This window comes from Hymenobacter sp. R533113 (assembly GCF_056835965.1).
The window spans coordinates 834,353-847,717 of sequence record NZ_JAKWBD010000001.1; the positions used below are offsets into that span (position 1 = coordinate 834,353).

General features: G+C 55.5%; 13 protein-coding genes. 7 read left to right on the forward strand and 6 right to left on the reverse strand.

Features of this window, described 5'->3' with window-relative positions:
* Nucleotides 1-12: 12 nt before the first annotated feature.
* The gene (locus MKZ35_RS03915; RefSeq protein WP_482511897.1) at nt 13-498 is read right to left on the reverse strand and encodes a hypothetical protein; all 486 of its coding nucleotides are present in this window, start codon (nt 496-498) and stop codon (nt 13-15) included.
* A gap of 317 nt (nt 499-815) precedes the next feature.
* Here MKZ35_RS03915 and MKZ35_RS03920 point away from each other — a divergent pair, with 317 nt between their 5' ends.
* The gene (locus tag MKZ35_RS03920) at nt 816-2,009 is read left to right on the forward strand and encodes a hypothetical protein (protein ID WP_482511898.1); all 1,194 of its coding nucleotides are present in this window, start codon (nt 816-818) and stop codon (nt 2,007-2,009) included.
* A 47-nt stretch (nt 2,010-2,056) separates the two neighbouring features.
* On the opposite strand, the gene MKZ35_RS03925 is transcribed toward MKZ35_RS03920, so the two are convergent.
* Complete coding sequence (locus tag MKZ35_RS03925; RefSeq protein WP_482511899.1) at nt 2,057-4,135, reverse strand: VWA domain-containing protein; 2,079 nt, start codon at nt 4,133-4,135, stop codon at nt 2,057-2,059.
* Between the two features lie 140 nt (nt 4,136-4,275).
* Between MKZ35_RS03925 and MKZ35_RS03930 the strand changes: the two genes are divergently transcribed.
* The 3 genes from MKZ35_RS03930 to MKZ35_RS03940 are packed head-to-tail and all read left to right on the forward strand — an operon-like array spanning nt 4,276 to nt 5,167.
* A complete protein-coding gene (locus tag MKZ35_RS03930) occupies nt 4,276-4,551 on the forward strand; it encodes a hypothetical protein (RefSeq protein WP_482511900.1) in 276 nt (91 codons plus the stop codon).
* A 45-nt stretch (nt 4,552-4,596) separates the two neighbouring features.
* On the forward strand, nt 4,597-4,740 hold the full coding sequence (locus MKZ35_RS03935; protein ID WP_482511901.1) for a hypothetical protein: 144 nt from the start codon (nt 4,597-4,599) through the stop codon (nt 4,738-4,740).
* A 46-nt stretch (nt 4,741-4,786) separates the two neighbouring features.
* Nucleotides 4,787-5,167, forward strand: coding sequence for a hypothetical protein (locus tag MKZ35_RS03940; protein ID WP_482511902.1), 381 nt, complete (start codon nt 4,787-4,789; stop codon nt 5,165-5,167).
* A gap of 7 nt (nt 5,168-5,174) precedes the next feature.
* Here the strand turns inward: MKZ35_RS03940 and MKZ35_RS03945 are convergent, their stop codons facing one another.
* From MKZ35_RS03945 to MKZ35_RS03955, 3 genes are all read right to left on the reverse strand, one after another.
* Nucleotides 5,175-5,846 (reverse strand): YiiX family permuted papain-like enzyme, encoded by a 672-nt coding sequence (locus MKZ35_RS03945; protein WP_482511903.1) that lies wholly within the window; start codon nt 5,844-5,846, stop codon nt 5,175-5,177.
* Nucleotides 5,847-6,018: 172 nt separating this feature from the next.
* Nucleotides 6,019-6,708, reverse strand: coding sequence for a response regulator transcription factor (locus MKZ35_RS03950; RefSeq protein WP_482511904.1), 690 nt, complete (start codon nt 6,706-6,708; stop codon nt 6,019-6,021).
* A complete protein-coding gene (locus MKZ35_RS03955; protein WP_482511905.1) occupies nt 6,674-8,191 on the reverse strand; it encodes a sensor histidine kinase in 1,518 nt (505 codons plus the stop codon). Before MKZ35_RS03955 ends, MKZ35_RS03950 begins: the two co-directional genes overlap by 35 nt.
* A gap of 125 nt (nt 8,192-8,316) precedes the next feature.
* On the opposite strand from MKZ35_RS03955, the gene MKZ35_RS03960 reads away from it, so the two are divergent.
* Nucleotides 8,317-9,051, forward strand: coding sequence for a hypothetical protein (locus MKZ35_RS03960; protein WP_482511906.1), 735 nt, complete (start codon nt 8,317-8,319; stop codon nt 9,049-9,051).
* A gap of 65 nt (nt 9,052-9,116) precedes the next feature.
* On the opposite strand, the gene fabG is transcribed toward MKZ35_RS03960, so the two are convergent.
* Entirely contained in the window at nt 9,117-9,866 is a 750-nt protein-coding gene (gene fabG / locus MKZ35_RS03965; protein ID WP_482511907.1) for a 3-oxoacyl-[acyl-carrier-protein] reductase, read from the reverse strand.
* A gap of 186 nt (nt 9,867-10,052) precedes the next feature.
* On the opposite strand from fabG, the gene MKZ35_RS03970 reads away from it, so the two are divergent.
* Together MKZ35_RS03970 and lpdA are read left to right on the forward strand one after the other, a co-directional pair.
* Complete coding sequence (locus MKZ35_RS03970) at nt 10,053-11,297, forward strand: NAD(P)/FAD-dependent oxidoreductase (protein WP_482511908.1); 1,245 nt, start codon at nt 10,053-10,055, stop codon at nt 11,295-11,297.
* Between the two features lie 552 nt (nt 11,298-11,849).
* Nucleotides 11,850-13,244, forward strand: coding sequence for a dihydrolipoyl dehydrogenase (lpdA, locus tag MKZ35_RS03975; RefSeq protein ID WP_482511909.1), 1,395 nt, complete (start codon nt 11,850-11,852; stop codon nt 13,242-13,244).
* The last annotated feature ends 121 nt before the right edge of the window (nt 13,245-13,365 follow it).

The following is a 13,365-nucleotide window of genomic DNA, read 5'->3' on the forward strand; positions in this document are numbered from 1 at the left end:
GCTGGGGGGCTTTTATTTGGCCTTTACGCGGCTGCCCGGCTGCAGCGCTACCTGACCAGTGAACAGCACCACGACGTCGCGCGGCGGGTACACCACGGCGTCTACGCTGTCACGATTTGTGGTGCCGTCGGCATCTTCGCTTCGGTACACGTGGCGCACGAAAAGGCCGATGCGCGTGGTTTCAGCCTTTCGGGCCAGCAGCTGCTGGTGCTCCTGAGCGCGACGGGTAAAGTCAGCCGTGGGAGGCTGAGCGTTATTAGCCACCGCCGTAACGGCGGCAGTTGCTTCGTTGCGCTGATTCATTTTTACTATGTAAGCAATCGAGTCCTGACGCGTAAAGGGCTGGATATAAAAGGCTTCAGCGCGGTAGTTGCTCGTTTTGCTCATGCCATGCTGCACATATTCCGACACGGCCGCCTGTGCGTGTTCGGCAGGGGCCTGCTCGCAACTGATGAATAAAGCGGTTAGCGCGAAGGTGTAGAAAAAAGGGGATTTCATATTGCGAATAGTAAGAATGAGGCTGGGAGTGTTCCGCCGTTACTTTGCCCGTCGTTGATTTAGGTGGAGTAAGATTTTTATTGCGTTGCGGCGAGGTGGTAGTGATTTTATAATGCTGACCTAAGTATTATAGTGTGATGCATTACTGATAGTTCCAGCCAAAAATACCCGGATGAGTGTAGTTATTTTTATACCATAAAGTAGATTCTGGGTTTTATTTGACTATTGCAGTCCTATTTTAAGCGTCAACCAAATTATTTAATAATTTATAACTATGTTGGTATTTCTTACACCTCTACCTTGTTTATTTTCTGTTTATGCAATTACTAAGGTCGTGGTGCTGTACCACTACATTACTTTTACTCAGTGCCCTTACTGCTGCCAACTGGCGAACCGCAGCCGCCCAATCCAGTCCTTTTCAGGTGGCGGAGCAGCAATTTAAAGACCGTGACAATCGCCTAAATTATATAGCTCCTCTCAAGGCCTTGCTGACGGGTAAGCAGGAATTTGAACAGAGTCGTTATGAACAGGCGTTAGCCACTTATTACTCCTTCGTAAGCATTGTGCCACCCCTAGCTACTGTGGCCCTTCCAGCGGCCTATCAAGTAGCCCCCCTGGAGCCGATTCTACGAGCTCGCGCACAGGCTACTTCTATCGTACTGCTCAACGAAGCCCACAACCAGCCCGCCCACCGGGCTTACTGCCGCCAACTCCTTGCCCAATTGGCACCGCTGGGCTACACCACATTGGCCGTCGAAGCGCTTGAGCCCACAGATACGGGCATCAACCAGCGGCGGTACCCTATTGCCACCTCCGGCTTTTACACCTGTGAGCCAACTATGGGCAATCTGTTGCGCGCGGCTTCGGAGGCTGGTTTTTACGTTCTTGGGCATGAACTGAGGGAGGCACAGGAAAAAGAATTTGCCGATTGGAAGCGGCGCTCAAACTACCGCGATTCGATGCAAGCAGTGAATATTCTGACTGTGCTTCGTAAAAATCCTAAAGCTAAGATTGTGGCGCTGGTAGGATACGACCATATCCTGGAAAACGAACGGGATGGACTCAAACGCCTGGCTACTTATCTGCGGGAATTGGGCCACCTAGACCCGCTCACTATCGATCAGACCCTGAATTACCAGCCAACGGACCCAACAACAAAGCCCTTGGTGTTGACTAGAATCGATGGTCGTCCTGCTACCCTTGGCTTCAACCAAGGGTACGTTGATCTGCAAGTTATTCACCCTGCATTGACCCACGTCAACGGTCGCCCTAGTTGGTTGGCAACTAATTCGGATAATAAGGCGATAGAGGCCGCTATTCCAACTTCTCACCTAGGCAAATCCTGGTTGGTGCAGCTCTTTGATAAAGCAGAATATGCACGTCTAGGAGAAAAGGCAATTCCTGTGGATCAGTATCTGACAACGGCCACTCAGAGAAAAGTTTATCTGTTTCCCTACGCTGCCAACCGAGCGGTAGTCATTAAGTATAAGCTGGCAGAATTGCCGAAATAGTAGAAAAGAAGGGACCGACGAAAGGTGGAAACAGCTTATTGCCCCTTCTAAATGCCCCCCGAGTACTTGCGCGCGGCCCACTCAACCGATACCAGCGCCACTAACAGGAAAAACAGCCACTTCAGATTTATTAAATCCTTAATGCTCTCCTGGCTGTAAATCACAGGTTTGTAATTCGCCTTTTGAATGTCCTGGGTGAGCTGGTCGAACTGCTGCGGGTAGTACAGCCGCGAGCCGCTGCGCCGGGCGAGCTGGTAGAGCAGGTTGTGGTCGGCGCGGGCGTTGAGGGCTTCCAGCTGCTGCTCCTGCACCAGCAGCTCCCCCCGATCCTGCTGATTTTGCCCCCCAAGCGTGGCGCGGGCCACATAGCGGTACACGCCGCCGGGCAAGGTGCCCAGCCGCAGCGGAGCACTGTCCTCGCTATTTGTGAAGGAATAATTGCGGGTGCGCTGCTGCTCGTCGGTCAGCGTCAGCTCGATTTTCTGGCCGTAGATGCGCTCGAAAATGGCGTTGTAGGTTTCGGCCCCAAAGGTTATTTCGTCGGCGGTGATGAAGGCGTCCTGGGTGGGGTACACGTCGAGGCGCTTCTTGTTGGCGTTGGCGGTCAGCAGTTGCAGGGTGCGACTGATGAGGCGGTCGTAGGCCTCGGGGCGGTCGGCGTGGTCGGCGGCTTCCTGCAGCCGCCACTGCCAGCCGCCGTCGGTGAGCAGGGTAGCGCGGCGCTGCTCGGGCGTGCCGCCAAAAACCAGCAATGGCTTCTGCGTTTTCAGTCGGCCCACCTGCTGATACAGCGCTACTTCGGCCCCGCCGCCCAAGCGATATTCGCCAAACGGCACCGACGCGGGCGGATACGCCGCGAAGCGCCGCAGAGCATCTTCTTCAAACGAAAACCGCGAAAATGAGGCATTTAGCACGGGCGTTACCTCATCCGTCTGCTGACCCCGAGGCGCGATGCTGAGGCCCGCACCAAGGTTATTGTAAGCATTTAAATCGGACTGAGCGCCAATAATAAATAAGGTTGGGATGCGGCGACTGCGCACCTGGGCCAGCACTTCATTGCCCACGCCCGTGCGGGCCGGCAATTGGTGCAGAATGGCCACATCGTAGTCCTGCGCCTTCAAAGGCGAAATACCGGGCAAATAAATGGTCAGGTCGAAGTTGTCGTTCTGCAAAATTGCCCCCCGGAGCGCCTTGATATCGGGGTGGGGCGCGGCGCCGGCCAGCAGTACGCGCAGCTTGCCTTTCACCACTTCGATATAGGCGTTCTTGGTGTTGTTGAGGGTCGTGAATTCGCCGGTTTGGGCCTGAATAGCTATTTCATAGCGACGCTTGCCGGGAGCGGGAGCGGTCAGCAGGAAGGTGGTTTTCTGGCGGCGCTGGCCGGGGGGCAAATTCACTTGCTTGGTTTGCAGCACGCGGCCATTTTCGCGCAATTGCACCGTGGCAGTGCCGGCCCCGAAACCTTCGTAGCCGATTTCGGCCTCAATGGGAAAGCGGTTGCCACTGAAAGCGACGCGGTTGTAATTCAGAGTGGGCACGCTCAGGTCGCGCTTGGGCACCGTGTCGCCTACGGCCACGCTATAAATCGGGAAGTTAAACTCAGAGTATACCGGCGAGCGGCCCTGGTTCACCAGCCCATCCGACACGAGCACCACGCCGGCCAGATTACGTCCTTCGTAGCCCTCGCGCACATCAGTCAGCAAGCCATCCAGGTCAGTGGCGGGGGCCTGAAACCGCACTGAGTCGGGCCGAACAATGCGGGCCGGGCTGGGGGGCAAAACCTGCGTTTCGACCCGAAAACCCTTGCCTCGCAGTGTAGTAGCTAGCTGCTGCAAACCAGTAGTAGCCTGGCGCAACACCGCTGGCGCCGTAAACAGGCCTACCGACTGGGAGTTGTCCACGGCCAGCACAATGGTGGGGTCTTCGGTGGTGGTGGTGGTAGTTTTGACGAAGGGCGAGAGCAGCAGAAAGCATAGAAAGCTTACGACTACGAAACGCAGCGCGGCCAGCGCGTAATTCAGAGCCTTGCTCCACGGCGCTTTGGCCGAGTAGAGTAGCGCCGCGTAGCCCACGCCCACGGCCAGGCACAACAAAATCAACCAGGGAGAAGCAGCGACGGAAATCAAAGACGACGATAGACAGATGAGCGGTAAGAACTCCGAAGTAAGGGTGGAAGTTGCTTGGAAGCTATAGATACTAAAGGATATGGCGAAGTTAGGAAGTTATAAGCGTGAGTGGTGTACAGCAATGTTTATAGCTTTAAGGCATGAGCAAAGAACTTGACCAAGCTATTGAGAATTTATATGGAGTATTCGGCAAGTATCCAGTTAATCTGGATATGGATGGCAGCCCAGTGTATGATGAGCTAGAGCAATGGAATAAAGATTTAACGTCAAAGAATTTGAGACAGCTATCGGATGATGATCTACAAATATTTTATTTCAAATCTATGACTACGTGGGGTGATGTTAATGACTTTAAACATTATCTGCCAAGAGTATTTGAGCTATTAACAAAAGTCCCAAACGAATTTGAAGCATGAGTCGCACTTGATAAACTAAACTATGGCCATTGGCGAACCTGGCCTTTGGATGAGCAGCAAGTCATTGATGATTATCTATTAGTATTCTGGATAGATTTAGTGAATAAAAACTCTTTAGAAGTTGGAGGTATTTTGGATAATTATCTTGCTGCTATTGCCAATGTTTATAAAAAATTTGATGAATTATAGCGGTTTCGCGAACAGTGAATCCATTATGATGTAGAGACGCAACATTTTGCGTCTCGTCGTTGAACGGCGGTTCGCGACAGTCAACATCAGCAACGGCGAGACGCAAAATGTTGCGTCTCTACAATACCGACATACCGTTCGCGAAACCGCTATATTAGAGGTCTGGGAAGCATTTGATACTGATTACGCTATCGAGAATCTAGTTACATATATGGATTGGAACAAGGATATTTTGCTAGAACAAAAATCATTACCTGGCTTTCATGAATCTAAAAACAGAGGGGAGATATTCTATATATGGATGACTTCAGCAAAGGTTATAGAAATACTGCAAAATAATTTTTTTAAATATTCTGAAAGACCTTTTGCTAAACAGTTGTCAGATATTATTCAAATGATAGAGGATAAAAATTCGAATAAATTTTAATTAATTCCTACCGCACCATCACCAATTGTTTACTCTCAAACATGCGCACCGGCGAAATAACTTTTTCCGTCAGCGGAATTCGGTTGCCGTAGCGCTCTTTCAGCTTGGCTTGCACGGCAGGGTGGCTCAGATCAAATTCGCGCAGGGTCTGGAGCTGCCCGATTTCGCGGCCAGTGGCTTGCTGGTACATTTTCCAGAGCAGTTCGGAGCAATAAATCCGGTCGTCGGACCAGCCGAAGTAGAGGTCATAGCTTTTGCCGCGGTACTGCTCGCCGGCAGCTTGCAGACGTTGCAAAGCCGCTGGAGTTAATACCGTTTCGGCGTCACGTAGACGCTTTACCACAAATTGTCCGTCCTGACCCCGCGCGACCCACACCGCCAGAGAAGTTTCGCTGACGGGCTGCACCGCTTCAAACACGCGCCACTCATTATTACGCCGGAACAGGATGCCGCAATGGCTGTATTTGGAGTGCGTGGCTAGCTGTATGGCTTGGCTTTGCGCAGACGTAGAGGTTTGAAAAATCAAATCACCATTGCGCAGCTTGGGCGCGATCTGAGCCACGGCCGTGCTAGCCGTGCGGGCTTGTTGAAAGCGGCTAAAACGGCGGTGCAAACGCGGATACGCCAGAAACGCCAGTAACAGTAGTGGCAGCAGAAATAGCAGGATGTGCTTAGGCATAGTATGGTGGTTGAAGAATAAAATTGATAGAAAACCATTAGGCCGTCATGCAGAGCAAAGCGAAGCATCTCGCGTGCTGACGGGTGGTCTACTTTAGCAACGAAGCTCGCTAGATGCTTCGCTTTGCTCTGCATGACGTTTAATATACCCTGGCTGATTGCTCTGTTAGGGGCTATGTAATCAACTTATACCCCAGCCCCCGGATATTCAGAATCTCAATGCCGGGGTCGTGGCGCAGGTGTTTACGCAGCTTGGAGATGAATACGTCCATGGAGCGGGCGGTGAAAAAATTGTCGTCGCCCCAGAGCTGTTGCAGGCAGCGCTGCCGATCCAGAATGCGGCCCTGCTGCTGCACCAGCAGGCGCAGCAGCTCGCTTTCGCGGTGCGATAACTTAGCCGTGAGCTGGCCCGCAAACCATAGCTCTTGCTTGAACGGAAGAAAGGTGTAGCCGCCCACGGCCACGCTGGGGGGCATTTCGGGCGGCTCGGACGGCGCAGTGCGGCGCAGCAGCTCCCGGATGCGCACCAGCAGCTCGTCCAGACTGAAGGGCTTTTTGAGGTAATCGTTGCCGCCCACGGTGAAGCCGCGCACCACGTCGGCGGGCAGCGACTTGGCGGTGAGAAAGAGAGCCGGCGTTTGCGGATCGGTGCGGCGGATTTCGCGCACGAAAGCGAAGCCGTCGAGCACGGGCAGCATCACATCCACGATACACAGCGCGAAACTAGTCTGGTGGAAAGCGGCCAGGCCCTGGCGTCCATCCGTGACGTGGGTAACCTGATAGCCGCTCCGACTTAGGCTCTCGCTGAGCACGCGGGCCAGCGGCAGCTCATCTTCCAATAAGAGCAGATGGGGCAGGTTCATGCTGAGCCAGAGGCAAAGTGATAATAAATGTGGTGCCGCGCCCCTCGGCGCTACGCAATGAAATCTGCCCCCCATGCCGCTCCACAATGGTTTTGGCGTAACTCAAGCCCAGTCCGTAGCCTTTGGTAGCGTGCAGGTCGCCGGTGGGCACCCGAAAAAACTTATCGAACACTTTCAGTTGATAGGCTACCGGAATACCCAGCCCGTTATCCGATACTTCCAGACTAGCCGTGCCGGCTTGGGTGAGGCAGCGAATGGTAATCTGAGGCTGACGGAGGCTGTATTTGAGAGCGTTATCGAGCAAAGTAGTCAGCACATTGGCCAGATGGGTTTCGTCGCCAAGAATACGGATGGGAGTACTAGGCTCGTGGTAGGTAAGCTGAGCGCGGGTCTGGGTGAGTTGGGGGGCATTTTGGCGCAGCACCTGGGTGATGAGCTGCGCTAAGTCGAGAGGCTGGCGGGCCAAGTCGGGCGCGGCTTGCTCCAGTACCACGCTGCGCAGAATCTGGTCGATTAGGCCCGTAAGGCGGCCGGACTGCTGGCGGATAATGCCGAGGTAGTCGGCGGTGGCATCGGGGCTGAGGTCGAAGCTTTGCAGGGCCTCCGTGGCCAGACTGATAGTAGCCACCGGCGTTTTCAGCTCGTGGGTCATGTTGTTCACAAAGTCGTTTTTCAGCTCGGCCAGTTTGCGCTGACGCAGCAAGGTGCGCACCGTGAAGCCGAAGCAGCCCAGCACGATGAGCAACAGCAGCAAAGAGCTGCCGAGCACCCATTTCATGCGGTCCAGAAAAACCAGATTCGGGTCAGGAAACCAGGCCTTTACCAACTCCGGCTGGCCCATGATGCCCGTCCGGAACGTGCGCGTACCGTAGCCCTTCGCGGGTGTTGCTTCGGGGGGCTTTTTGCTGATGGTAAGCCGGAAAGCAGCCGTGATGTCGCGCTCTTTTAAGGCGGCGGCGTACAAAATCCGCAGTTGCTTTTGGTTGGCCCGGCTTTGCCTGCTGGCTTTATTTAGCTGGTTGCCCAGGCGCTGGGTATGATAAATAATAAAGCCTTGGCGTAGATGCCGGGCGATAGTGCCGGTGGTGAAGCGACGGATAAAAAACTCCCTGGCCTGGGGCGTAATGGATGTCAGCTTTTGCGGGAAATCATCAAAGCTGACGTCAAACGGCTGGGTTTTTTCGACCGGAGATGGGTTTTTGTCGGCCAGGGTGAAGATCGTGGTTTGATAAAGCGGATGTACATGGCAGCCAATAACCACTTGAGTCGTATCGGCCAGCCACGTTTGGTACTGGCGTACCAACTGCCTCCGTCGCTGGGCTACTTCCTGCTGCACAGCTGTTTCCAGGGCCGCGCTGGCGTCCTGGCGGAAGGTGCGGGTGGCGTTCTGGTAGGCCTGGTAATTCCAGTAGAACTGAAAGCCCAGCAGCCCCGCCGTGCAGGCCGTCATCAACGCTAAGACCAAGTGAATACTGCGCTTCATCTGCCTAAAGGTAGGTGGCGCGGGGCTGGCTTACGGGAGTTTTAACACTATTTAACACTGCTTAACGGGGCGTAACACTAGGGCATAGTGCTACGGGCGTGCTTTGTCAAAAAAAGCCCCCCACCATGAAAATCCTGTTTCTACCTGTCGTGCTCAGCTTGGCAATTTGCCCTCCACTACCTGCGTTGCTCGCGCCTGTGCCGCTTACCGCGCCTGCGCTAACCATTGCACCACCCGACAGCACCACGCTCCGCCTGACCTACGGGGCCGACAACCCAGAGCTGCGGAAGCTTATGTCGCGGGTGCTGCAAATCGAGCAGCAGCGCCTCAGTATTCAGGACGTACGTTTGGCGGGCAAGCAGTTTCACCTCACCTTTCAGGAGTATCGAAACGGGGTGCCCGGCCCGGAAAAGGAGCTGGTAGCCAATGGCTCCCGCCTCACCCGCTTCGACTCCACGGGCCACTTCTCGCTGGAAGTTTTCAGCCGTCAAGTGAGCGAAACGAAGGTGGAGAACCGATTTTCATTTGCAAACGGCATGACGGTGAAAGCCTTCGATATCGTGCCGCGAAAAGGTGATTTATACAGCCTGCGAGCCGATATTCGTCCGTTTCGGCAAGTGCGGGCGCGGCCGGTGGCCCCGCCGATAATCCAGTCACGGAAGCTCGTCTGCCGCTGGGTGAGAAAGTGCCCTTGCTGGTGTACACGCTGCCCTACGATGGAGGCGAGTACCTGCAGTGGTGCACCGTGGCGCAAAGCGGGGTGCCGGTGGGAGAGTGGTACAAGCGGTTTAAAATCCCACATTTCGTGGTGTACAATCTGCGCATTGAGATGTAGGGCGAAGCGGTGCTTCGCTCATTAAAGAAAACGTTGAAAAATGCTTCTAACGTCTTGCTCAATGGGCGAAGCACCGCTTCGCGTTACAGCTTAGGTCAGCATGCCGCCGTCTACCTGCAACACCTGCCCGGTGATATAGCTGCTGTCGTCGGAGGCCAGGAAGGCGGTGGCTTTGGCTACGTCTTCCGGGGTGCCGCCGCGCTTGAGCGGAATGGCTTTGCGCCACTCGTCTACTTGCTTGGGGTCGAGGGCGTCGGTCATTTCGGTTTCGATAAAGCCGGGGGCAATGGCGTTGCAGCGAATATTGCGCGAACCCAGCTCCAGCGCCACCGACTTGGTGAAGCCGATAATACCCGATTTTGAAGCTGCGTAATTAGCCTGGCCGGCATTGCCTTTAATGCCTACTACCGACGTCATATTCACGATGCTGCCGGCTTTGGCGCGCATCATGGGCTTAATGGCGGCTTTGGTCAGGTTGAATACCGATTTGAGGTTCACGGCCAGTACCTGGTCCCAGTTCTGTTCGCTCATGCGCATAAGCAAGCCATCCTGCGTGATGCCGGCGTTATTGACCAGAATATCCAAACGGCCAAATTCGGCCATCACATCATCGATCAGCTTCTCGGCGTCGGCATACACGGAGGCGTCGGAGCGGAAGCCTTTGATTTTGGTGCCGTGGGCGGCCAGCTCCTGTTCGAGCTGCTGTCCTTTCTCCACGCTGGAGAGGTAGGTGAAGGCGATATTGGCGCCGAGTTGGGCGAAATGGGTAGCAATAGCGCGGCCGATTCCTTTGGAGGCGCCGGTGATGAGGGCGGTTTTTCCGTCGAGCAGTTTTGTCATGTGGGCGAAGGTAACAACGATTAGCCTCACCCCCTAGCCCCCTCTCCTCCAGGAGAGGAGGGACTAGTTTTAGCTTTTCTAGAAAACCAGAACCTAGAGCTAGTTCCCCTTCTCCCCGAGGACTTCGCGCATGAAGCGAACCGGGGTTAGGGGATGAGGTCAGGCATCGTACCTTCGTCCCGACTTATGCGTGAAATTGATATCTGCATTCTCGGAGCCGGACCCGGTGGTGCTACGGCAGCCCTGCATCTCGCCAACGCCGGCCAGCGCTGCCTGCTGCTCGACCGCGCCACTTTTCCCCGCGACAAAATCTGCGGCGACGCGCTCAGCGGCAAAGTAGTCAGCGAGCTGCGCCGCATAGCCGAAAATCTGCCCCCCAGACTCGCCGCCGACGCCACCCAGCTGCCCGCCTGGGGTATCGACTTTTTCGCGCCCAACGGCCGCCGCCTCGGTATTCCGTTTCGCCCCCATTTCAACAAAGCCACCGACCCCGCCGCCGGCCACATCGCCAAGCGCGTCGACTTTGATAATTTTCTGGTAGAAGAAGTGCGGCAGCGTCCCGAAATTGAGTTGCTCGAAGGTGTGGACATTATTCACCACGAGCGCACCGCCGACGGCCGCTGGCGCTTGCGCACGGCCGATGGCGTGGTGGAAATAGTGGCTAAGCTGCTGCTTGTAGCCAACGGGGCGCAGTCGGCGTTTGCGCGCCAGATTGGTGGCCACCAACTGGAGCCTGACCATCATTGCGCCGGTTTACGGGCGTATTATCAGGGTGTAACGGGCCTCAGTAAAGACAACTTTATCGAGCTGCACTTTATCAAAGAGTTTTTGCCCGGCTATCTGTGGGTTTTTCCCTTGCCCAATGGCCAGGCCAATGTGGGTGTGGGGATGCTGAGCAAAACGGTGTCGCAGAAGAAGATAAATCTGCGCCAGCGCCTCACGGAAATCCTGGAAACCCACCCCGCCCTGCGCGAGCGGTTTAAGGATGCCGAGCGCTTAGGCCCGGTGCGCGGCTTCGGGCTGCCGCTAGGCTCCAAGCGCCGCCCACTTTCCGGCGAGGCTTACATGCTGCTCGGCGACGCGGGCTCCCTCATCGACCCCTTCTCCGGCGAAGGTATCAGCCACGCCATGGTCAGCGGCCGCCACGCCGCCGATTGGGCCGCGCGGGCCTTAGCAGTTCATGATTTCTCAGCTGGTTTTCTCAAAGGCTACGACGCGGCCGTGTATAACCGGCTGTGGCAGGAGCTGCGCCTGAGTCGGGCCATGCAGCGGCTGCTGGCGTTTCCGTGGCTGTTCAACGTGGTAGCCAACCGCGCCGCCAACAACCCCACGCTGGCCGAAACCATCAGCAATATGTTCCTGGATCTGAACCTGCGTGAGCGGCTGCGGCAGCCGAGCTTCTATGTGAAGCTGCTGCTGGGGGGCAAATAATTACTTGCCTTAAAGGGCGGTCATGCAGAGCGGGGCGAAGCATCTCGCGTGCTGACGCAGGATTACTAACCTCACTACCGCTAGCGAGATGCTTCGCTACGCTCTGCATGACCGCCTTTGTTAGGCCATTTTGGGGCGTTGAATCAGCTGCGACAGCGCTGACGGAATCAACGTTGCGGGGTGCGGTAGGCTCGCGCTTCACGGCGCGGCGAGCACTAGGGGTTGACTCATACTTAGCCGGTGCTTCCTTTTCGGGCGTGGTGGTGCATCGAGTGGTGAGCAGCAAGATGCCAGCGCCCAGCATAGAAAGTAGGGTTGTTTTCATGACATCAGGCAGAGGGAAGGTGCAAACCGAACCAACTATGATGCGGTTATACCTTTTACGTTGCGGTAGCGAGTGAGGCTGGCTGGGGGGCATTTTGCGTGTGTTTGCACCAAAAGCACCCCGGCAAAACCGAATTGTTGGGCTAACAAACCCTGGTTATCTTTGCCCGGCTCGGGTGGCTGGCCTGCCCACGCGAAAATTTTCTTTCTCTTCTCAAGCACAAGAACATGGCATTGCAATATGATCTGGTCGTGGTTGGCAGCGGGCCGGGTGGCTACGTGGCCGCTATTCGGGCTTCCCAACTGGGGCTGAAAGTAGGCGTGATAGAGCGCGAATCTCTGGGGGGCATTTGCCTCAACTGGGGCTGCATCCCAACCAAAGCGCTGCTCAAAAGCGCCCAGGTATTTGAGTATTTCAAACACGCCGAAGACTACGGCCTGAAGGTCGAAAACCCCAGCTACGACTTCGGTGCTGTGGTGCAGCGTAGCCGCGGCGTGGCTGATGGCATGAGCAAGGGCATCAACTTCCTGTTCAAAAAAAATAAAATTGAAACCGTATCGGGCACGGGCAAAGTGCTGGCTCCCGGTAAAGTAGAAGTGACCAAAGCCGACGGCTCGAAGGAAACCGTGGAGGCCAAGCACATCATTCTGGCCACCGGCGCCCGCTCGCGCGAGCTGCCCAACCTGCCCATCGACGACAAGAAAATCATCGGCTACCGCAAGGCCATGACGCTGGAGCAAATGCCTAAGCGTCTGGTAGTGGTCGGTTCGGGCGCTATTGGCGTCGAGTTTGCGTACTTCTACCGCGCTATGGGCTCGGAGGTGACCATTGTGGAGTTTATGCCTCGCATCGTGCCCGTGGAGGACGAGGAGATTTCGCGGCAGATGGAGAAATCCTTCAAGAAGATGGGCATGACCATTCTCACCAGCGCCGAAGTAACCAACGTGGATACCAGCGGCGCCGGCTGCAAGGTGACGGTGAAAACCGCCAAAGGCGAGCAGCAAATTGAGTGCGACGTGGTGCTCTCCGCCGTGGGCGTGCAAACCAACCTCGAAAACCTGGGTCTTGAAGAGCTGGGAATCCAGGTAGAGAAGGGCCGCATTATCGTCGATGAGTTCTATAAAACCAGCGTCGACGGCATTTACGCCATTGGCGACATCGTGCCCGGCCCGGCCCTGGCGCACGTTGCTTCCGCCGAGGGGATTATCTGCGTGGAAGCCATTACCGGCCACCACCCCGAGCCGCTCAACTATCAGAATATCCCCGGCTGCACCTACGCCCAGCCCGAAATTGCCAGCGTCGGCCTCACCGAAAAAGAAGCCCGCGACAAAGGCCTCGACATTCTGGTGGGCAAATTTCCCTTCTCCGCTTCGGGCAAAGCCAGCGCCGGCGGCGTAAAAGACGGCTTCGTAAAAGTCATTTTCGACGCCAAGTACGGCGAGTGGCTGGGTGCCCACATGATCGGCTCCAACGTGACCGAAATGATTGCCGAAGTAGTGGTAGCCCGCAAGCTCGAAACCACGGGCCACGAAATTATCAAGTCGGTGCACCCGCACCCCACCATGTCGGAAGCCATTATGGAAGCTGCCGCAGCGGCTTATGGTGAGGTGATTCACTTGTAAGCAACAAGATTGAGTTTTATAATTAAAAAGCCCTCCAGCTATACACTGGGGGGCTTTTTTGCCTTTATTGTAATCTCAGCAGGTTTGCTGCCTGTTTGTGATTTTCCCTCCAGTTTATGTC